This is a genomic window from Corynebacterium sp. FDAARGOS 1242, assembly GCF_016889985.1.
Taxonomy (GTDB): Bacteria; Actinomycetota; Actinomycetes; order Mycobacteriales; family Mycobacteriaceae; genus Corynebacterium; species Corynebacterium minutissimum_B.
Genome location: NZ_CP069568.1, coordinates 507,012 through 526,964 on the forward strand (window position 1 = coordinate 507,012; position 19,953 = coordinate 526,964).

Here is a 19,953-nt window from a genome sequence, read left to right on the forward strand (position 1 = left end):
CATGGCACGGACGCTCCTGGTCACGAATGATTTCCCGCCTACCATTGGGGGAATTCAGTCCTACCTGCGAGATTTCCTCCGCACTCTCGCCCCGCAGGACGTCGTCGTTTTTGCCTCAACACAGGATGTGGATGCCGCTGCTGAATATGACAAGTCGGTGGACTATACGGTGGTGCGGTGGCCGCGTAAGGTGATGCTGCCGACCCCGGCCACGGCCCACGAAATGCAGCGCCTTATCCGTGAACACGACATTGAGACCGTGTGGTTCGGCGCGGCGGCTCCTCTTGCGCTGATGGCATCAGCGGCACGGAAAGCGGGGGCGCGCCGCATCGTGGCGACGACGCACGGTCACGAGGTGGGCTGGTCCATGTTGCCTGGGGCCCGTCAAGCACTGCGCCGGATTGGAGGCACCTCTGATGTCGTCACCTATATTTCGGAGTACACCCGCCGTCGATTGACCAGGGCGTTTGGCCCGCACCCGCGGTGGGTACATATGCCGTCAGCGGTGAGCCTCGAGGACTTTGTGCCCGCAACGGAGGCGCAGAAGGCGGAAGCGCGCCAGCATTTTGGTTTGGGTGAGGGGCCGGTCATCGTGTGTATCTCACGATGGGTGCCCCGCAAAGGCCAAGATCAACTTTTGCGCGCCATGCCGCGAGTACGGCAGACGTACCCGGATGCCCAGCTGCTTATTATCGGCCGTGGAAGCTATGAGTCCACACTGCGGGTACTTGCGCAGGAGTACTGTCCTGATGCAGTGCTTAAAGAGGCGCGGGACACCGACGAGCTGCTCATGGCACTGCATGCGGCCGATATTTTTGCCATGCCAGCCCGCACCCGTGGTGGAGGGCTCGACGTCGAAGGGCTGGGGATTGTTTACCTAGAGGCGCAGGCGGCGGGATTGCCGGTCATCGCGGGGGATTCTGGTGGCGCTCCAGAGACCATCACCCCAGAGTCAGGCGTTGTCGTGAGGGGGTCGGTCCTCGCGGAGGTGGAGGAAGCGGTGGAGCTGCTGCTTGGCGACGTCCCCCTGAGGCACCACATGGCAACCTCCGGACGCCGCCACGTGGAGGAGCACTGGACGTGGGAAATTATGGGAGCGCGTCTGCGCGAGGTTCTTGAATGTGACCGGAGCTAAGTCGGAGGTATATCCTACTAGTCATGCTTGAACACTCTCCCTCTGCCGAAGGCGACGACGCTGGCCTCACCATTGGTTTCGATATCGGCGGCACCAACCTTCGTGCTGCAGTCATCGATGCAGCTGGAGAGATTGTAGATTCCACAAGCGTGCCCACAGCCACCGATGCTGGCCAGCTGGAAGATGACATCGTTCGGTGCGTAGAGGAACTTTCAGCTCGACATGACATCACTGCGGTAGGACTCGCCCTCGCCGGGTTCCTGGATCCTGACTGCGAAGTGGTGCGTTTTGCTCCGCACCTGCCGTGGCGTGACGCCGCTGTGCGCGAGACGTTGAGCAAGCGAATAGACGTACCGGTTCGCTTGGAGCACGATGCTAATTCGGCTGCATGGGGCGAGTGGCGTTTCGGTGCCGGCCGCGGTGCCAAGGAGTGGGTCTTCTTTGCCGTGGGCACTGGCATCGGAGCTACGTTGTTTACCGAGGGCCGCATTTACCGCGGTGCCTTCGGAACTGCCCCCGAGTTCGGGCACCTTGTTGTCAACCCCGGCGGACGCTTATGCTCCTGTGGCAAGCGCGGCTGCCTGGAGCGCTACGCGTCCGGCACGGCGCTGCCGGACACCTTCGCAGAATTGCGTGGGAAGTATGAGACCGCGCTTCCTAACAAGCCCTCCGGTGAAGACATCACGGCTGCGGCTCGTCAAGGAGATCCGCTGGCCACAGCCGTCATGGAGGACTTCGGGCAGTGGCTCGGCCAGGGTCTGTCTATGGTGGCGGACGTGCTCGATCCAGAGCTCATTATCATCGGTGGAGGCGTCTCGCAGGACGCAGATTTATTCCTCGATGTAGCCCGTGAGCGCATGGCACAACAGATTGTCGGTGCCGGTCACCGCCCCGTGGCGCGCGTCGCGACCGCCGAGTTGGGCTCGGCGGCAGGTATGATCGGTGTCGCAGATCTCGCCCGTCAGGAGCGCCGAGGTTAACACCGTATACTTGCCCTTCGTGGAGTCATCCGCGGGGCCGGCACAACCAGAGATAGGACTATAAGCGATGCGAAACAAGTGGTATTGGGCTTTTAAGCACATCTTCTTTGGGCCTGCCTTGCGGGTATGGAACCGCCCATGGTCTGAGGGTATGGAACGCATTCCAGAGTCGGGCCCGGCTATCTTGGCGTCTTCGCATCAAGCGGTCATGGATTCTTTCTATTTTCCGCTGTTGTGCCCGCGGCAGATCACCTTCCTGGCTAAGAGCGAATACTTCACCACCCCTGGACTGGTGGGGCGAGTGCAGAAGTGGTTCTTTAGCTCCGTGGGCCAGGTGCCGATTGACCGTGTGGATAAGAACGCTAGCGATGCCATGTTGGCCAGCGCGCAGCGCATCATGGGGCGCGGCGATCTGTTTGGTATTTACCCCGAAGGCACGCGTTCGCCGGATGGCCGCATCTACAAGGGGCGCACCGGCATGGCCCGCATTGCGCTCACCACAGGGGAAAAGGTGCTGCCGATTGCCATGATCAATACCCGAAAAGCCAACCCTATTGGCTCGTGGATTCCGCGTCCGGTGCGCGTTGGCATGCGCGTGGGCGAGCCTATTGATCCCACCGCGTGGGCAGCAGAACGCGGCCTTGATCCAGAAGATCACGACACTGCCCGCGCTTTCACGGACTATGTGATGAAGCAGCTGGCGGAGCTGACCGGGCAGCCATATGTGGATGTTTACGCCTCTGATGTCAAAGCATCCCTGCAAGCTGGACACGGCTACCCGGAAGGGGCCGAGCCCGGTTCGGAGGCGCAGTAATCTGTGAGCTCTTCTCTCTCTCATCGCCTTGCCTGGCCTGATGTAGCGAAAGGATTATCCATCCTTGGCGTGGTGTTGCTCCACGTCACTTTAGCCGTACCAGAGGCCCAAGATACGTGGCTGGCTGCCTTTAACGTGTGGCTAGATCCTCTGCGCCTGCCTTTGTTCTTCCTTGTCAGTGGCTATTTTTCTCAGAAGGTTTTTCGCTTTAGCTTTGCCGAACTGGTTACGCGGCGTCTGTGGTTTTTCTTTGTGCCCTATGTGGTGTGGATGCTCATTGAGCAGCAGACAAAACGCGTGGAGTATCACTGGGTCTTTGGGGATCCCATTTTTGATCCGAGCCAGATGGTGGCCAGCCTTCTCGTGGGCCACTCCATGGCGTGGTTCCTCTATGCCCTCATTCTTTTTAATGTCTTCCTGTGGTGCGTGCGCACGCTCCCGGGGTGGCTGGGGCTTTCGTTGAGCTTTTTCCCGATCCTCTTCATGGCGTGGCAAGCGGAGTTTCACACCATTGCCAAGGCAGTCATGTTCCTGCCCGTGTTCGTGGCAGCGGCGTACTTCCGTGACGCGATCACGGTCTTCGCCGATGCTCTCGAGGCACCATTCCAAGGACGCTGGGAGCAGCGCACGTTGTGGGCTTATTCGGCAACGTTGGTGGCTTACGCCGTTGGCTTCTTCATTCACCGTGACTGGGATCAGCGCGCCAATCCCATGGAGGTGGCGTGGCCGCTTCCCGGCGCTGAGGTGTTGGCTGACCATGACCTTCACATTCTGGTGCGCATGGTGGAGCAGTTCTTTGAAGTTCCTGTGGGCATCGCCGTGGCGGTGGCTGTGTCCTACATTCCGGCAGTGTCGACGGGGCTTAGATTCATCGGCGCACACACGCTCCCGATCTATCTGGGACACCCAATTGGTTTGACTGTCTTGTATGGCTTCCCCATGGCGCTGTACCCACGAGAGGTTTCTCTGGCGGGGCAGTGGCCGTTGGACAATACGTGGTTCTGGTTGAGCATGTGCATGGTGTACGCGGGGCTGGCATCACTGGCGCTGTGGGCCTTGGGCAAGATTCCCGTGCTGGGCTGGTCGCTGAAGCCGCCGGCGCTGGGGCGTCGCCAAGCAGAGCCCGTTGAGCCACTGGACAACCACGATGCTGCGGCCATGAGCAGCTTGGTGACGAGGAAATAGTCGTTCCCGGGAATCTCCGCCACCAGGTCCAGGACATGTGTGGTAGCGGCGCTGAGTATGGGCCCCGGTGACAATGGGGAATGGAAGAGAGGCTAGGATACGAAACCGTGCGCTACTTCTACGACACCGAGTTTATCGAGGACGGATCGACCATCGAGTTGGTCTCCATCGGCATCGTGGGCGAAGACGGTAGCGAATACTATGCCGTGTCCACCGATTTTGACCCATCCAAGGCGAATGCCTGGGTACGTGAGAACGTCCTAGACAAACTGCCGAGTCCCGGCAACGAGGTGTGGAAGTCCCGCGCCACTATCCGTGAGGAGCTCCTCGAGTTTATGGGCGGCCATTCCAGCCCCATTGAGCTGTGGGCATGGGTCGGCGCCTATGACCATGTGGTCTTGGCCCAGCTTTGGGGCGACATGGCTGGGCTGCCTAAGGGAATGCCGCGCTATACACGTGAGCTCAAGCAGTATTGGGAGTTTGCGGGACGCCCCACGTTGCCGCCGGTGCCGAATGGGAATCACGATGCGCTTGTCGACGCCCGCCATAACCTCGCCAAGTTTCGCACCTGTGAGCAACACTTGCCGTTGAGCCGCGGCAACCGCGTGAATCTATAAGGTGGGGCAATCGGGGGATTAACTAACGCACTATAGGCGCGAGATGGTTTAATACTGGGTGTGAGTTGGACAGTAGATATTCCCAAAGAAGTGCTTCCTGATCTGCCGCCGCTGCCGGAGGGCATCAACGAGAAGTTCCAGGACGTTATTGCACGTGAGGCCAAGCAACAGCCTAGCTGGGACCAGCTGCAAGCAGATAACGTGCGCAAGATTCTGGAATCGGTCCCGCCCATCGTCGTGGCCCCGGAAATTGAGGAGCTCAAGCGCAAGCTTGCCGACGTCGCCTTGGGCAAAGCCTTCCTCCTCCAGGGCGGCGATTGCGCAGAGACTTTTGAATCCAACACTGAGCCGCACATTCGCGGCAACATCAAGACCCTGCTGCAGATGGCTGTGGTCTTGACCTATGGCGCGTCTACCCCGGTAGTGAAGCTGGGCCGTATTGCCGGCCAGTACGCGAAGCCGCGTTCCTCTGATCTCGATGCGAACGGCCTGTACAACTACCGCGGTGACATCGTCAACGGCGTTGAAGCCAATGAGGAGTCTCGCCGCCACGACCCCGCCCGCATGATTCGTGCCTACGCAAACTCGTCGGCCGCGATGAACCTGGTTCGTTCCCTGACACACTCCGGCACCGCGGACCTATACCGCCTGCATGAGTGGAACCGCGAATTCGTGGCAAACTCGCCGGCGGGCGCCCGCTACCAGGCTTTGGCCGATGAGATTGAAAACGGCCTGGCGTTCATGAATGCCTGTGGCGTGTCTGATGAAACCCTGCGCTCGGCGGAGATCTACTGCTCTCACGAAGCCCTATTGAAGGATTACGAGCGCTCCATGCTGCGACTGGGTACGGATTTCAATGGCGAAACCAAGCTCTATGACTTGTCCGCACACCAGTTGTGGATTGGTGAGCGTACCCGCGGTATCGAGGACTTCCACGTGGCGTTTGCGTCCATCATTGGCAATCCTGTGGGCATCAAGCTGGGCCCAGGTGTGACGCCGGAGCAGGCAGTGGAGTACGCGGAGAAGCTGGACCCGAACCGTGAGCCGGGCCGCCTCACCATGATTGCTCGTATGGGCCATGACAAGGTGCGCTCCGTACTGCCCCCGATTATCAAGGCAGTGGAGGAATCCGGCCACAAGGTGGTCTGGCAGTCCGACCCGATGCACGGCAACACCTTCACCGCGTCCAACGGCTACAAGACCCGCCACTTCGACAAGATTGTCGATGAGGTTCAGGGCTTCTTCGAGGTTCACCGCGAGCTGGGCACCCACCCGGGCGGCGTGCACCTTGAATTCACCGGTGAGGACGTGACCGAGTGCCTCGGTGGCGCGGAGGACATCACGGACGTGGATCTGCCGGGCCGCTACGAGTCTGCCGTGGACCCGCGTTTGAACACCCAGCAATCGCTGGAGCTGTCCTTCCTCATCGCGGAGATGCTGCGCAACTAGAAGCTAGTACGGTCTCCAGAGAATCGGCCACGTGCCGTATTCTCCGGAGCCAAACCACCACGCCGCCACCGCAACGGCGAGCGTGGCGAGGCTAACGAGGATAAGGAACCCGAAAAGGGAAACCGCGCTGCGGTTGGTCAGCGGGCGTTCCTCGGGTTCTTCTTCGGCACCGGCAGGAGCGTAGGGCTCCTCGACCGGCACCGGCGGCTCAGCCGGAGGGGAATCTAGGGGCGGTTCGACGCGTGTCTCGAAGTCTGGTGCAACTGGCTGGGGCGCGTCAGACCGCGGAGTGTTGAGTGCAGAGGTTGCTTCGAAGACTCGGGTATTGCCAGTGCCGGCAAAGTCCGTGGGCACAGCAGCGGTGCGGGCAGCGGCCGAATTATGGGGGATGGGGACTGTAAAGGCCGGCAGCTGAAGCTCGCGGGAGACATCGTCCAAAGCATCGAGGAACTCGCCTGCATCGGCGAAACGCTCGCCAGGGTGGCGTGCGGTGGCGGTGGCCACGAGGGCGTCGAAAAGCATCGGCACGCCCTCGATACGTGAGGAGGGCGCGGGGACATCCGCGTGGACGCGTGCGGTGGCATGGGCCAGCGGAGTTTCACCACTGAAGGGAACGGTGCCTGTGAGCAGCTCGAAGAGCACAATTCCCGCCGAATAGACGTCGGAAGCCGGTGAAATCTCCGCGCCGGTGACCTGCTCCGGAGAAAGGTAACTAACGGTGCCGACAATCTGGCCGGAGCTATCGTGCTCTGCACTGGTTGAGCGCACGAGACCAAAGTCACCCACTTTGACGCGATGCGTGTTCGTGATGAGCACGTTATCCGGTTTGATATCGCGGTGCACGAGCCCGGCGTCGTGGACTTCGCTGAGCCCTGCCAGTACCGAATGCATGACTCCAGCGGCGGCATGAGGCGGCATGGGGCCACGCTCCGCGAGAAGCTCGCGCAGGGTACCGCCAGTGATGAGCTCCATAATGAGATAAATAGGCAGTCCGTCCGCGGAGAAGTCATGGACCCCGACGAGGTTGGGGTGGCTCAGTTGCGCCATGGCGCGGGCCTCGCGCTCGAAACGAGTGACGAAAACGGGGTCATCGTGATAGCGCTCATCCATGACCTTGGCGGCGACGGCGCGGCCCAAACGCATATCCACGCAGCGGTACACAGTGGACATGCCGCCGCGGGCGATCGGCTGGTCGATACGATAGCGTCCCTCAAGAATGTCGCCCACGTTCAGCCTTGTCATGGATTCCAGTATGGTCGATCCTCTCCTCAAAGTGTGATCCCGCTACAGTTGTGTCTGTGACTAATTCTGCGAAACCTGAAGAGAATTCCCATCCCGAACTGGTCGAGTTGCTCGCCGGCGAGGAGCTGCTGACGCTCAAAGACGTGGCTGAAAAGCTGGATCTTCCTATCACCCGCGTCTTTGACTTGCTCAATGCCCGCAAGTTCATTGCTTGGCGTGACCCAGAGGGAAACCGCCTAGTCCCCGCGTCCTTCTTTAACTCAAAGGGCGCCATTTCCAAGTACGTCTCGGGCGTCATTACTGTCCTTTCGGACAATGGGTGGCACGATAACGAAATCTTGGCGCACCTGTTTACCGAGGACGACTCTTTGCCGGGGCGTCCCATTGATGGACTGCATGGTCACCTCGCGCGCGAGGTTATTCGGCGCGCGCAGGCCTCGGCCTTTTAACCGTCGGCGTCTTAGACGCCGACGTCTTAGACGCCGACCTTGCAGGAACACCAGCAAAGATCCACTGCGTGGCGCTCCATGCCACGACTACCATGCCGATGACCCAGAACCAGTTGTAGAGCTGGTGGTTTCCGTCACCAGCAAAGGCAACTCCGATGAAGAAGGTGGCGCCCGTAACGAGCTTGAGGATGGGCAGCGGCGGGCGGAACGTGCCCATCAGCGTCGACACTGAGGCGTAGTACCAGGGCAGCGTGACGGAGTTGAAGACGAATGCCACCTGGTAGGCCGCAGCCGTGGCGGCGATGGCTCGGCGCACACCGGTGCGTCCCCACCACCACACCAAGACGAGCCCGAGCAGCATGAGCACCATGCCTGCAGAACGCAGCACCCCGAGCACGCCGTTGTAGGTCGTATCGGGTGAGAAGAACTGGATGAGGGGCACGAGGACGTCGGCAAGCAGCGTCGGCCCTGCTAACGGGTTAATCACCTTGGAGTTTCCGCTAATCTGTGAGAGCCAGCCCCACGAGCTTCCCGACGCCCACGTGATCACCGCAACCGCTGACGCGACCTCAGCCACGGCAAAGATTCCGGACAGAAGGAAAATACCGACTCGTTTGAGCGCCTTCGTCCCTTCCGGTGCCCAGTGGTGAACCATGAGCCACACGATGAACGGCGCGGCGAACACGGCCGTCGCTTTGAGCGAGACTGCAATGCCCACGAGCAGGAGGCTGACATGAAACCTGACTTAGGTCATGGGTGGGTGAGTAACGTCACTCTTGACACTGTAACCTGTTGGTTTTCGTCGGTGGGTAGGAATTTTTCCGCACTAAGTGGGTAGTGCCGGGGGTGTTCAGTAGTCTGATTTTTGTGAGTCCTTATATTCGCACTGTCAAGACCGCTTCTGGGGCGATGGCGGTGCAGGTGGTGTTCTCTGAACGCAAAGGTGCGAAAAGGATGAAGCATGTCGGCTCAGCGCATTCAGAGTCTGAGCTTGCACTTTTAAGAGCTGAAGCTCAACGCATCGTCGATGGTGACCAACTGGCATTGGACTTCGGCGAGGTGAAACACATCGCACCGGCAACAGGCAGCGTTTCCAACCCGCTGCCGGTAGTCGGTCAGCGGGCCGGATACTTACTGGACTGTATTGATGCGTGTTTCAACGAGTTAGGTCTTGCTGCAGCAAGCGGTGATGATCCGGTGTTTCGCGATCTGGTGCGTGCCCGGTTGATTAATCCTGGCTCAAAGCTGGATTCCATCGAGACTCTTGCCGAGGTTGGCATCACCAGCGCAAGCTACCGCACCATCCAGAGGCGTCTTTCCTCCTTCGCCACCGAATCGTTCGGAGAGATACTAACCCAAGCGTTGGCCCATCATGCAGGTATCGGGCCAGGTACTTTCATCTTGTACGACGTGACCACCTTGTACTTTGAAACCGATACTCCTGATGAGCTTCGCAAACCCGGGTTTTCCAAAGAGCGCCGTGTAGAGCCACAAATCCTTGTCGGGCTGCTTACTGATGCCACTGGGTTTCCATTGCATGTGGGCGCGTTTGCTGGCAACTCTGCAGAAACCCACACGATGCTGCCGATGATCACACGGTTCCAAGAGGCCTACCAGCTCGACGAGGTCACCGTCGTTGCTGATGCAGGCATGTTCTCCGCGGCGAACAAACAAGCATTGATAGATGCAGGTCTGCACTACATTTTGTCGGTGAAAACCCCCACCGTGCCTGAGGTGATTGAAACCTGGCGGCGGGAAAACCCCGGTGAAGACTACACCCACGGCCAGATCTGGACACAAGCCTCGGCAAGCGATGGGCGCAAACACACAACCCCGAATACGGTGACGCATTACCAGTACTCTCACGATCGGGCTAGGCGCAGCCTGCGCGGAATCAAAGAGCAAGTCGCAAAAGTCAAACGCGCTGTTGACGGCGATATCGCAATCAAGCGCAACCGCTATATCGATCTTTGCGCCCCGAACAAGAAGGTCAACTACGCCCTTGCTGCCAAACACCGAGCCCTAGCCGGAATAAAAGGCTATGAAACCGACCTGACCGCTCTTGACGCCCAAGAGGTTATCGGGCATTACCGCAGGCTATTTAACATTGAGAAATCGTTTCGGATGTCGAAATCAGACCTGAAAGCACGCCCAATCTACGCCAGGAAACAAGACTCGATCACAGCACATCTCAATATTGTGATGGCAGCACTAGCCGTGGCCCACCTGATGGAGACCCGCAGTGGTCAATCCATCAAACGCCTGGTGAGAACACTCAAGAAATACCGCAGCTTTGAACTCAACATTGGTGGCGAAACCATCCACGCCGCCATACCACTCCCGCCCGATATCACCGCCACCATCCAAGCAATCACCGGCCGCGAACTTCCGCACTAAAGTGGCCTAAGTCAGGACGTCTTAGACGCCGACCTTGCAGGAACACCAGCAAAGATCCACTGCGTGGCGCTCCATGCCACGACTACCATGCCGATGACCCAGAACCAGTTGTAGAGCTGGTGGTTTCCGTCACCAGCAAAGGCAACTCCGATGAAGAAGGTGGCGCCCGTAACGAGCTTGAGGATGGGCAGCGGCGGGCGGAACGTGCCCATCAGCGTCGACACTGAGGCGTAGTACCAGGGCAGCGTGACGGAGTTGAAGACGAATGCCACCTGGTAGGCCGCAGCCGTGGCGGCGATGGCTCGGCGCACACCGGTGCGTCCCCACCACCACACCAAGACGAGCCCGAGCAGCATGAGCACCATGCCTGCAGAACGCAGCACCCCGAGCACGCCGTTGTAGGTCGTATCGGGTGAGAAGAACTGGATGAGGGGCACGAGGACGTCGGCAAGCAGCGTCGGCCCTGCTAACGGGTTAATCACCTTGGAGTTTCCGCTAATCTGTGAGAGCCAGCCCCACGAGCTTCCCGACGCCCACGTGATCACCGCAACCGCTGACGCGACCTCAGCCACGGCAAAGATTCCGGACAGAAGGAAAATACCGACTCGTTTGAGCGCCTTCGTCCCTTCCGGTGCCCAGTGGTGAACCATGAGCCACACGATGAACGGCGCGGCGAACACGGCCGTCGCTTTGAGCGAGACTGCAATGCCCACGAGCAGGAGGCTGACATGAAACTTGTGGTGGACCGCCGCGAGAAGCCCAAGCGAGACCAAGCCGACCATGACGGATTCGTTGTGCATGCCGCCGATCAGATGCAGAATCATGACGGGGTTGGCCACACCCAGCCACAACGCCAATGCGGGATCCCCGCCGATAGCGCGGGCTAGACGCGGGATGGACCAAGCGATGGCAGCGAAGCCGATGACGGAAACGATCTTGTAGACGATGATGCCGGCGGCAACGTGATCACCAACCAGCTGCGTGACGCCCTTGCCCATCCACAAATGCAGCGGCCCATAGGGCGTGGTGGTGTTGCGCCAGTCGTGGGACACTTCCAAGAGGAATGGCCCGGGGTTGACGGCGGCACCTTCGGTGTAGGGATCGAAGCCGTCACGCACCATGGCTCCCTGCATGAGATAGGAATAGACATCCCGGGACGCGAGTGGTGCGGCTATGAGCAAGGGAGCAATCCAGCTGAGCAACATACGTTGGATGTCGCGCAGACCGCCCTCCGGTTTTGGATCCTTGAGCTGCGGGGCAATGACGTGACGCCCAGCCAGGACCCACGCACCGACAAGACCGAAGAGGCCAATCCAATACAGGACCATGCCGATGTTGCGGCCGTGTCCGTAAGCAAGGAAGCCAATATTGAGCGCCTCCAACGCCCCGCCCCGGTTGCGGGTAGCGCCGCCGGAGAAGGACGCCAGCGCCAGAATGATGCTGGCGACAATGCCCAAGGGAAGCGGGGTGGGGATGCGTAGGGCAATACGCGTGGATGTGCGGGCAGCCATGCTACATCCGGCGGGCGGTGGATTTGCGGGCAAGATCCTCCAGCGTTGCAGTCACATCTGGAGAGACGTGGGCGTCGTACAAGTGCGACAGGCCCGACTGTGTCAGCTCGGTGATGCGCTGCTCGACGACGTCCGGCGCTCCCGACTCAGCGATAATCTCAGCCATACGCGAAATCTCATCGGGGTCTTCGGTCTGGCCAATGAGACGACGAAGCTCTGCCGCGGCGACGGGGTCAGTGGCATCCGTGCGCTGCAGCGCGAGGGAGAGCAACACGGTGCGCTTGCCCTCGCGGAGATCGTCACCGGCAGGTTTACCGGTAATAGCGGGGTCACCAAAAACTCCGAGAAGGTCATCACGAAGCTGAAAGGCGATACCAATATCGCGGCCGTAGCCGCGGAAGGCAGCGATGAGCTCCTCCGATGCCCCTGCCACAGCCGCACCAAGGTGGAGTGGGCGCTCGATGGTGTAGGCGGCCGTCTTAAATCGGTTCACGGAATCCGCCAAGGAGGCATCCTCGGAGCCCTCAGCCTCGAGTGAGATATCCAGCATCTGGCCCCCGATAACCTCGCGGCGCATACCGCGCCAAGGCTCGCGCACGCGAGCAAGTGCCTCAGGGCTCAGACCTGAATCCTGGAGCATGTCTTCTGCCCAGACCAGTGCCATATCGCCGATGAGGATGGCGAGAGATTGGCCGAAGAAATCTGCGTCTCCATTCAATTCCAATTCGCGATGGCGGGCAGCGACTCCTCGGTGAACGGTGGGGTTCCCGCGCCGGGTATCGGAGGCATCCACAATGTCATCGTGGATAAGCGCGCACGCTTGAATGAACTCGAGTGAGGAGGCAGCGCGCAGCATTGCCTCCGGCGATTCCGATCCCTCCAGACCATGTGCGCCCACGAAGCCGGCCCAGGCATAGAGCGGGCGGATGCGTTTTCCACCATTAAGAACAAAGGATTCCAAGTAGGAGATGGCGTGGGTTACCGGCTGGCCAATAGCGGCGATGGAGTCGCGCTGTCCGTCGAGGAAGAAGGCAAGCTCAGCGCGCACGGCAGCGGGGATATCGTCCAGGGTAGGAATCTTCGGTTCAGTCACACTTGTCACGATACCTGGCAGGGGCGAGCAGGTTAAGCGCCAGGTTGGGTGGTGTCGACGGGCGTGAGCGGTACGGAGGACTGCAGGATAGCGAAAGGCCGTGAATCGGCAGGGTAGTAAAGCTGGCGCAGGAAATCTGTAAAGCCCATGCGGCGATATAAGCGGAAGGCGGAGTTGGCTTCGCCTGGATGCTCGGGCGTGGATAAGAGGATGTAGCGCGCCGGCAGATTCCAAGCGAGGGCTTCGAGAATGCTGCGGCCAAGCCCGTGGCCCTGTTCTGCTGGGCGGACGTGGACTTCTGCGAGCTCAAAATAGTTATGGAGGATGTCCTCCTGTTCCGGGCTGGGGCCGCCAATAGTCATCAATGCACGGCGGAGCTGCCTATCCCACCACGTATCAGGGGAGCCTAAGAAACCGTAGGCAAAGCCGGAGATTCCGTACTCGGTGGTGGCGACCACGCAGGAAAAACCTGGCCGCATGAGGTCTGACTTCCAGCGCGCGATCGAGTTGTCACGCATGGCCTCTGAGTAGCCCATGGCCTCGATATAGATGTCTACCAACTGTGGAAGGGCAATCGCGAACTCTTGGGGGCTCAAACGGCGCAGCGTATAACTCACAGTTCTAATAACAACAGATCCGTACAGCCGGCGAAAGTGGAACCGAAAAATGAAGGTTGGAGTCGTCGTGTTAGCGTTCGAAAAACGCGGAATAATTTACTTTAACCGTTGCAAGATTCGAACACGTGAACTAATGTTAGGGGTGGATGTACGGAGGCGGTCCTACAGTGAGTCGCAGAAGCTTAGGGAAACGTCACAGGTGAGTGTCTCGGGCACACAGCCAGTAGGTGCGGTTATGGCAAGCAAGGAGGAGTAGTCATGGCACAGGTAATTTCAGCAACAGCGGCAGCGCGGGGGCGTAGGCGAGAGTCCTTGCAGAGTGTCCGGCGCGATCGCTTTCTAACTCAGGCCCTTGATTTGCTGGCGGATGCCCGCTCAAGTGCCGCGCAGGGTCGCTTTGAGGACGCTCTAGAGATGGCTTATCGTGCGTCGCTGCGTGCAGCAGGGGCGCGGGTAGCAGCATCGTCAGTGTCTCGGCGTCGCCGTCTGCCTACTTCTGCATGGGAGCAGGTTGCCCTCGTAGGTCCGGCGGACGCTCAGTGGGCGGCAGAGTTTAAGGAGTACTCGCGGGTGCGTTCCCGTGTGGCGTCGGGAATGGATCCAGTTCCTCATGAGGATGCTGTCTATGAGTATTTGGCGCTGGCTGCGCGATATGTCGACGCGACCGAATCTGAACTCGGTTTCGGTGGCTTGGCTGCGTAGTGGGATTAGCTGCAGTTGGCAGTTATTTTTGTGATCGTGGTGACGTAGTAGCCGGGCGCAGGGAGACGGACTGTCTTTGCGGGAACTATCTCGCTACTCTTGACGTTATAGAGGTAGACATTCCCTAAAAAGACATCATTTACCCGAATCTCACTACGGAGGACGCTGTGGCCCTTTCTGAGCAAGAACAGCAAGCACTGCGTGAAATTGAGCAGTCGCTGCTGGCCAATGACCCCGACTTTGGTGCGTCTGTAACTGGTGATTCCTCCTTTGGCGGGGGATCCGGTGCCATTACCCTCCGTGGAGTGGCACTCGTTGTCGTCGGCCTGTGCATGATGGTGGGCGGTATCGCTCTCGCGCAGCAGTCGCTATGGTTTATCGCACTCTCCATTCTCGGCTTCCTTGTGATGTTTGGTGCAGGTGTCTGGATGCTGCGTGGAAACTCTGGAGACTCCTTGGTGTCTGTTTCCACTGCCTCTTCGTCCCGTCCCCAGCAGTCGAAGAAACGACATGGTGGTATGGGCGATCGTTTGGAAGATAACTTCCGCCGTCGTTTTGAGGAGCGTTAAGAGCTCTCACTAGCTTTCTAGCGCCGTACTACTTTGCGGTGATGACGTTAGTCATCGCATGCAGAGTGGTGCGGCGCTTTTGTGTTTTGTTGGGGTGCCCCACTTTGCCCAACACTCCCCACTTTGCCCCACCAGGGTGATAGTGGGGGTGCTGACGCTCGTGTTTATTGGATGCTTGGGGGTCATCTTTCGGGTGATTCTGCAGGAAAGAGAGAGCTGTAGAGGGAAGTGTGGGTAAAGCTACTTAAGTTACACGTGATTCTAAAGTGCTAGGTGGGGTTATCTGGGGGACGTGTCAAGAGGGTGTTGGGGAATTTCCCCCACCGAAAAACAGGCTATTTATCTGCGATAATAGTGAGACACGCGCGTGTAATTTGCCTTCAAAGTGTGGAAGGTGGGGGAAAGTGGGGTAGAGTGGGGCGTAGCGGAGGAGAGTTGATCTCCTGTCGCGAGAGGAATCCGGAGTTTTCGAGTGACAGGAAGGTGGACCCGGGATGTTTCTCGGTACCTACACTCCCAAGCTCGACGACAAAGGGCGGCTCACGCTTCCGGCGAAGTTTCGTGAAGAACTGGCCGGTGGCCTCATGGTCACCAAGGGGCAGGATCATTCGCTCGCGGTGTATCCGCGGGAGGAGTTCGCGGCACGAGCTAGGAAAGCGGCGGCTGTGTCACGTACCAACCCAGACGCGCGTGCGTTTATCCGTAACTTGGCTGCGAGTGCGGACGAGCAACGTCCTGACGGGCATGGGCGTATCACGTTGTCCGCGGGTCATCGCGAATACGCAAACCTCACCAAGGAGTGCGTAGTCGTTGGCTCAGTTGATTTCCTCGAAATCTGGGACGCAGCCGCGTGGGCTGAGTACCAGGCGCAAACTGAAGACGCTTATTCGGCAGCAGATGCCGACGACGTGCTTGCCGGCCTCTTGTAAGGGCCGGGACAACGAGAGTGCGTGTACGGACTCTGCCCGAGGAAGATGATCTGGTGTACTTCCCCGACATCAGAAGCCTTCCTCGGACAGGGCCCTATACGCACTCAATCTTTATCGACCAAACCAGACAGCGAACTCAGGCGCCTTGAGGAAGGGGGACAGCGGGCTGTGGCACAGGATGAGACCATCACCTACGACGTGAACGATAATCACGGTCACGTACCCGTCATGCGTGAGCGCATGGCGCAGTTGCTGGCACCCGCAGTAGAGGCAGCAGGAGAGAATGCCGTCATCGTGGATGGCACGCTGGGGGCGGGTGGTCACAGCGAGTACTTCCTCAAAAAGTTCCCTTCCGTGCGCATCATTGGCGTGGATAGGGATGGGCAATCATTAAGTAATGCTTCGCAGCGTCTCTCTGCCTTCCCAGAGCGCTTTGTTGGCGTTAATGCCCGTTTCGATGAGGTTGGTGGCGCCATTGCAAACGGTGAGGGTGAAATCTTTGCCATCGCCCGGGAACATGGCATTGCCGGGGCGCTGTTTGATCTTGGCGTGTCCTCCATGCAGCTCGACCAGGTTGACCGTGGCTTTGCGTACAAAACGGATGCGCCGCTGGATATGCGCATGGATCCGAGCCAGGGGATAACGGCTGCAGATGTACTCAATACCTACAGCCACGGGGACCTCGCTCGCGTGCTGAAAACTTATGGCGATGAGCGCTTTGCTGGCAAGATTGCCTCCGCAGTGCTCAAAGAACGGGACAAGGAACCGTTTACCACGTCTGCCCGTCTCGTCGAGTTACTGTATGACGTTATTCCGGCAGCCACTCGCCGCACCGGCGGCCACCCGGCAAAACGTACTTTTCAGGCACTGCGCGTCGAAGTTAACCGTGAACTTGAGGCTATCGAGCAGGTTATTCCCGTCATTACGGATGCGCTTTCCGTCGGCGGGCGTGCGGTGTTCATGAGCTATCAGTCTCTCGAAGATCGCATAGTGAAGCAGGCCTTCAAAGAGCTCAGCACCTCCACCACTCCGGCAGGTTTGCCGATGGATCTTCCTGGTACTGCCGCCCACTATTCCATTGTGACGCGTGGTGCGGAAAAGGCCAGCGAAGAAGAGATCGCTGAAAACTCGCGGGCCGCTTCAGTACGCGTTCGCGCCTTGGAGCGAGTGGAAGGACCCCCATCGTTCCATGACTCGGGAGGAACATCATGACGCTTCGAGACCGCACAGCCCCTTCCCGCCACCACGAGAGGACCCCTACCATGGGAGCAAGCCGCGATTTCACCACTGGATCCGACTACGCTGGTCAGTCAACTGCGCTGCTTGAGCGCAGCCGCCGCACGACTCCGCTGCCCAGCCGTTCCCCGCACCGCGGCACCGTGCCTACTCGCCGCAAGAGTGAGGGGCTGCGTGGAGGTCGTCTCGGCTCGAAGCAGGTTGTAAGCAACCGCGGGCGCCGCGTTGTTCAGAAGCCCAAGAACAATGGACGCTTTGCACGGCTGTCAGTCATCGCCATCACGTTGCTTATCACTGGTGTGATAGGAGCGATGTGGCTATCGGGTCTGTCGACCTCGCAAACATTCAAGATTCAACAGCTCACGGCACATGAATCAACGCTTGATAATCAGCTGGAGACCCTCAACCGGGACTTGGAGAATGTTCGTTCAGCCTCGGATGTTGCCCGCCGTGCGCACGAAGCCAACATGGGAATCCCAGTACAGCCGGGCATCGTTGAAGTAAATGGCGAGGGAAAAACTGAAGAGAAGCGTCAAGCGACTCCTGAGATGGAATCCGTCGTGGACGTCAACGGCGAGCCAGTTCGCCCGGGCCGAGCGTCGAGTGATCCAAACGCAACGGCCAATATGTCTGACAACCTTAATGTCCGTCCGAACCTCCACACCGGCCAGCCACACCGAGACAATGCAGAGCGCGATGCGTCTGCGGAGCATGAGGACCACGGGGAGGAATCTGCTCCGGCAGAAGGCGGCGTGGAGCTTCCGGATATTCCGGCACAGGCGCCCTACGCAGCTCGCGGTTAGATTCCGGCTCCTGCCCGCGCGTGCCTGCGCGGGCACGCGGTGATCATAGGGCACAATTCGGGGGTAAGTAGGCCCGCCGCTCGCGGCGGCAAACCAGGCCCATCTGCTGCAGAAAGAAAGGTGACGTGTGACTCCACCACACAACGGTGGTCGGCGCCCGAGGCGCCCTTCCACGGCCCGTGCTTCCCAACCACGTGGCACAGCGCACCAGCCCCGGCAGCGATATGAGGCCGATAGGGTTATCCCCGCGACGCGAGACAAGCATCCGCGGACTGGCAAACCGGCCGTTAGCCAGCAGAAGACGATGCGCCGCCGTGTGCATGTTGTCGCTTCACTGCTGCTTGTCGTCATGCTGGCGTGGATGGGGCGTCTTGCTTGGGTACAAATCGTGTGGGGTCCAGACCTCGCGGCAAAGGCGGCCGCTCAGCGAACCCGCGTCTACATCGACACCGCTGGCCGTGGTGAGATTCTTGACCGTGATGGACAGCGCCTTGCCTACACCATGCGCGCTCGCTCGCTGACGGTGTCGCCAACGCGTCTGCGTGATGAATTGCGCCAGCAAGAAAAGCTCGAGGCCGTCAACACCGCTGAGTACGCCGGCCTTGCCCCTGATGCCCAGGAGTCTTTCCTCGATAACAAGCTCAACGACCGCCTCACCGAGATGGCGGACGGCATCCCGAGGATGCTCAAAGATGCTGGCATCGATGCCGGGGATGTGGACTCCGACCAGATTATGGACAAGCTCCGCGCGGATACGCAGTACGAGGTGCTCGTTCGCAACGTAGACCCGGATGTCGCAGTGGAAATTTCGGAGCAGTTCCACGGTCTTGCTGCCGATGAACAGCAGATTCGTCAGTACCCCAACGGATCGATCGCGGAAAACGTTATCGGCAAGGTGTCCATGGATGGGCAGGGCCAGTTCGGCTTTGAAGCATCGGGAGACACGACATTGACCGGCATTGACGGTAGCTCCACCGAGGATGTCTCCGCCAGTGGTCAGGTTATCCCGGGCACCCTCCGCGACGAGGTGCCGACTACCGACGGCAAGAACGTTACCTTGACCCTGGATCTCGACCTGCAGACCTACGTCCAGCAGAAGCTGGAGAAGGCGAAAGCAAATTCCAAAGCTCAGAGCGCTGAAGCAGTTGTTCTGGATGCCGCTACCGGACAGGTCCTCGCCATGGCGAACACGGACACCATCGATCCGAACAAGGACATTGAGAACCAGCTGGAGAAGAATAAAACCTTCGATAACCTCAGTATTTCCCATCCCTTTGAACCGGGATCAGTAGCCAAGATTATTACCGCAGCGGCAACGATTGAAGAAGGCTTGACCGATCCTGATGAGGTCCACCAAGTGCCTGGTTCTATTGATATGGCCGGCGTGACCGTGAGCGATGCGTGGCCACACGGCGTCGAGCCGTATACGACCACGGGTGTCTTTGGTAAGTCGTCGAATGTGGGCACTCTCATGTTGGCCGAGCGCCTGGGACAGGAAAAATACGCCGACTACCTCAAGAAGTTTGGTCTCGGCCAAACCTCGGGCATTGAGCTGCCCAACGAGTCACCTGGCCTCGTTCCTGCGCTGTCGCAGTGGTCCGGCGGTACTTTTGCCAACTTGCCCATCGGCCAGGGACAAGCGTGGACTTCGCTGCAGCTCGCTTCGATTTACCAGACCCTGGCCAATGACGGTGAGCGCATTGAACCGCGCATTATTGATTCCATCACCGGTCCAGATGGAACTAAGGAAGAGCTTGAGGAGCCAGAAAAGACACAAGTGGTGAGCCCCGAAACGGCACGCACCGTGGTGGATATGTTCCGCGCTGTTTTCCAATCCGATGAGCAGGGCATCAATAACGGCACCGCCGGTAACGCAAAGATTGAGGGATACCAGCTGTCCGGTAAAACCGGTACTGCACAGAAGGTAGATGAAGAGACCGGTGCCTACTCCAACTCCAAGTACTGGATCACGTTTGCGGGCATCGCGCCTGCCGACGACCCCCGTTTCGTCGTCGCCGTCATGCTTGACGAGCCAGAGTCCGGCGTGAACGACGATGGTTCTGGCGGCCAGTCGGCTGCACCAGTCTTCAGCGACATCGCCGCATGGCTGCTCAACCGCGACAACATTCCACCGTCACCACCGGCCCCACCGCTGACATTGCGTGCCGAGTAGACCTTATTGAGTCAGTAAACGATAGAAAAAGAAGAACAACACAGAGGAGACA

Annotated in this window: 19 protein-coding genes; 14 read left to right on the plus strand and 5 right to left on the minus strand. The window is 59.3% G+C overall.

Annotation, left to right across the window (positions count from 1 at the left end; genetic code table 11):
• Position 1 precedes the first annotated feature (1 nt).
• The 6 genes from I6J72_RS02425 to I6J72_RS02450 all read left to right on the plus strand — a co-directional run bounded on the left by I6J72_RS02425 (position 2) and on the right by I6J72_RS02450 (position 6,180).
• The gene (locus I6J72_RS02425; RefSeq protein WP_204099784.1) at positions 2 to 1,135 is read left to right on the plus strand and encodes a glycosyltransferase family 4 protein; all 1,134 of its coding nucleotides are present in this window, start codon (positions 2 to 4) and stop codon (positions 1,133 to 1,135) included.
• A 23-nt stretch (positions 1,136 to 1,158) separates the two neighbouring features.
• Positions 1,159 to 2,115 carry an ROK family protein gene (locus I6J72_RS02430; RefSeq protein ID WP_204099785.1) on the plus strand — a complete coding sequence of 319 codons (957 nt, stop codon included), beginning with the start codon at positions 1,159 to 1,161 and terminating at the stop codon, positions 2,113 to 2,115.
• 67 nt (positions 2,116 to 2,182) lie between these two features.
• A complete protein-coding gene (locus I6J72_RS02435; RefSeq protein WP_204099786.1) occupies positions 2,183 to 2,929 on the plus strand; it encodes a 1-acyl-sn-glycerol-3-phosphate acyltransferase in 747 nt (248 codons plus the stop codon).
• Between the two features lie 3 nt (positions 2,930 to 2,932).
• Positions 2,933 to 4,114 (plus strand): acyltransferase family protein, encoded by a 1,182-nt coding sequence (locus I6J72_RS02440; protein WP_204099787.1) that lies wholly within the window; start codon positions 2,933 to 2,935, stop codon positions 4,112 to 4,114.
• A gap of 107 nt (positions 4,115 to 4,221) precedes the next feature.
• The gene (locus tag I6J72_RS02445; protein ID WP_204099788.1) at positions 4,222 to 4,731 is read left to right on the plus strand and encodes a polyadenylate-specific 3'-exoribonuclease AS; all 510 of its coding nucleotides are present in this window, start codon (positions 4,222 to 4,224) and stop codon (positions 4,729 to 4,731) included.
• Between the two features lie 60 nt (positions 4,732 to 4,791).
• Positions 4,792 to 6,180 carry a class II 3-deoxy-7-phosphoheptulonate synthase gene (locus tag I6J72_RS02450; RefSeq protein WP_204099789.1) on the plus strand — a complete coding sequence of 463 codons (1,389 nt, stop codon included), beginning with the start codon at positions 4,792 to 4,794 and terminating at the stop codon, positions 6,178 to 6,180.
• Between the two features lie 3 nt (positions 6,181 to 6,183).
• Here the strand turns inward: I6J72_RS02450 and I6J72_RS02455 are convergent, their stop codons facing one another.
• Positions 6,184 to 7,422 carry a protein kinase gene (locus tag I6J72_RS02455; protein ID WP_204099790.1) on the minus strand — a complete coding sequence of 413 codons (1,239 nt, stop codon included), beginning with the start codon at positions 7,420 to 7,422 and terminating at the stop codon, positions 6,184 to 6,186.
• A 50-nt stretch (positions 7,423 to 7,472) separates the two neighbouring features.
• On the opposite strand from I6J72_RS02455, the gene I6J72_RS02460 reads away from it, so the two are divergent.
• Positions 7,473 to 7,871, plus strand: coding sequence for an Rv2175c family DNA-binding protein (locus I6J72_RS02460; RefSeq protein WP_115022911.1), 399 nt, complete (start codon positions 7,473 to 7,475; stop codon positions 7,869 to 7,871).
• Here the strand turns inward: I6J72_RS02460 and I6J72_RS02465 are convergent.
• The gene (locus tag I6J72_RS02465; RefSeq protein WP_239107464.1) at positions 7,840 to 8,589 is read right to left on the minus strand and encodes a hypothetical protein; all 750 of its coding nucleotides are present in this window, start codon (positions 8,587 to 8,589) and stop codon (positions 7,840 to 7,842) included. The genes I6J72_RS02460 and I6J72_RS02465 overlap by 32 nt on opposite strands.
• A gap of 197 nt (positions 8,590 to 8,786) precedes the next feature.
• On the opposite strand from I6J72_RS02465, the gene I6J72_RS02470 reads away from it, so the two are divergent.
• Entirely contained in the window at positions 8,787 to 10,268 is a 1,482-nt protein-coding gene (locus tag I6J72_RS02470) for an IS1634 family transposase (protein WP_204100406.1), read from the plus strand.
• 11 nt (positions 10,269 to 10,279) lie between these two features.
• On the opposite strand, the gene I6J72_RS02475 is transcribed toward I6J72_RS02470, so the two are convergent.
• From I6J72_RS02475 to I6J72_RS02485, 3 genes are read right to left on the minus strand one after another with little or no spacing between them, the layout of a single operon-like run.
• Positions 10,280 to 11,779 (minus strand): alpha-(1->6)-mannopyranosyltransferase A, encoded by a 1,500-nt coding sequence (locus I6J72_RS02475; RefSeq protein ID WP_204099791.1) that lies wholly within the window; start codon positions 11,777 to 11,779, stop codon positions 10,280 to 10,282.
• Between the two features lies 1 nt (position 11,780).
• Complete coding sequence (locus I6J72_RS02480; RefSeq protein ID WP_115022907.1) at positions 11,781 to 12,872, minus strand: polyprenyl synthetase family protein; 1,092 nt, start codon at positions 12,870 to 12,872, stop codon at positions 11,781 to 11,783.
• Positions 12,873 to 12,904: 32 nt separating this feature from the next.
• Entirely contained in the window at positions 12,905 to 13,489 is a 585-nt protein-coding gene (locus tag I6J72_RS02485; protein ID WP_204099792.1) for a GNAT family N-acetyltransferase, read from the minus strand.
• A gap of 258 nt (positions 13,490 to 13,747) precedes the next feature.
• On the opposite strand from I6J72_RS02485, the gene I6J72_RS02490 reads away from it, so the two are divergent.
• From I6J72_RS02490 to I6J72_RS02515, 6 genes are all read left to right on the plus strand, one after another.
• Positions 13,748 to 14,191: an SAV_6107 family HEPN domain-containing protein gene (locus I6J72_RS02490; RefSeq protein ID WP_204099793.1), complete on the plus strand. Its 444-nt coding sequence runs from the start codon at positions 13,748 to 13,750 to the stop codon at positions 14,189 to 14,191.
• Between the two features lie 167 nt (positions 14,192 to 14,358).
• Positions 14,359 to 14,760, plus strand: coding sequence for a DUF3040 domain-containing protein (locus tag I6J72_RS02495; RefSeq protein WP_070669927.1), 402 nt, complete (start codon positions 14,359 to 14,361; stop codon positions 14,758 to 14,760).
• 494 nt (positions 14,761 to 15,254) lie between these two features.
• Entirely contained in the window at positions 15,255 to 15,689 is a 435-nt protein-coding gene (gene mraZ / locus I6J72_RS02500; RefSeq protein WP_010190539.1) for a division/cell wall cluster transcriptional repressor MraZ, read from the plus strand.
• Between the two features lie 168 nt (positions 15,690 to 15,857).
• Positions 15,858 to 16,901: a 16S rRNA (cytosine(1402)-N(4))-methyltransferase RsmH gene (rsmH, locus tag I6J72_RS02505; RefSeq protein ID WP_204099794.1), complete on the plus strand. Its 1,044-nt coding sequence runs from the start codon at positions 15,858 to 15,860 to the stop codon at positions 16,899 to 16,901.
• Positions 16,902 to 16,951: 50 nt separating this feature from the next.
• Entirely contained in the window at positions 16,952 to 17,728 is a 777-nt protein-coding gene (locus tag I6J72_RS02510) for a hypothetical protein (RefSeq protein ID WP_239107465.1), read from the plus strand.
• A 304-nt stretch (positions 17,729 to 18,032) separates the two neighbouring features.
• The gene (locus I6J72_RS02515) at positions 18,033 to 19,901 is read left to right on the plus strand and encodes a penicillin-binding protein 2 (RefSeq protein WP_204100407.1); all 1,869 of its coding nucleotides are present in this window, start codon (positions 18,033 to 18,035) and stop codon (positions 19,899 to 19,901) included.
• Positions 19,902 to 19,953 lie beyond the last annotated feature (52 nt).

What these genes read in the sequence shown, in the direction of transcription:
- I6J72_RS02425 (WP_204099784.1), top strand. Translation starts at nt 2, where the DNA reads ATGGCACGGACGCTCCTGGTCACGAATGATTTCCCGCCTACCATTGGG.
- I6J72_RS02430 (WP_204099785.1), top strand. Translation starts at nt 1,159, where the DNA reads ATGCTTGAACACTCTCCCTCTGCCGAAGGCGACGACGCTGGCCTCACC.
- I6J72_RS02435 (WP_204099786.1), top strand. Translation starts at nt 2,183, where the DNA reads ATGCGAAACAAGTGGTATTGGGCTTTTAAGCACATCTTCTTTGGGCCT.
- I6J72_RS02455 (WP_204099790.1), bottom strand. Translation starts at nt 7,422, where the DNA reads ATGACAAGGCTGAACGTGGGCGACATTCTTGAGGGACGCTATCGTATC.
- I6J72_RS02475 (WP_204099791.1), bottom strand. Translation starts at nt 11,779, where the DNA reads ATGGCTGCCCGCACATCCACGCGTATTGCCCTACGCATCCCCACCCCG.
- I6J72_RS02490 (WP_204099793.1), top strand. Translation starts at nt 13,748, where the DNA reads ATGGCACAGGTAATTTCAGCAACAGCGGCAGCGCGGGGGCGTAGGCGA.
- mraZ (WP_010190539.1), top strand. Translation starts at nt 15,255, where the DNA reads ATGTTTCTCGGTACCTACACTCCCAAGCTCGACGACAAAGGGCGGCTC.
- I6J72_RS02510 (WP_239107465.1), top strand. Translation starts at nt 16,952, where the DNA reads ATGGGAGCAAGCCGCGATTTCACCACTGGATCCGACTACGCTGGTCAG.
- I6J72_RS02515 (WP_204100407.1), top strand. Translation starts at nt 18,033, where the DNA reads ATGCGCCGCCGTGTGCATGTTGTCGCTTCACTGCTGCTTGTCGTCATG.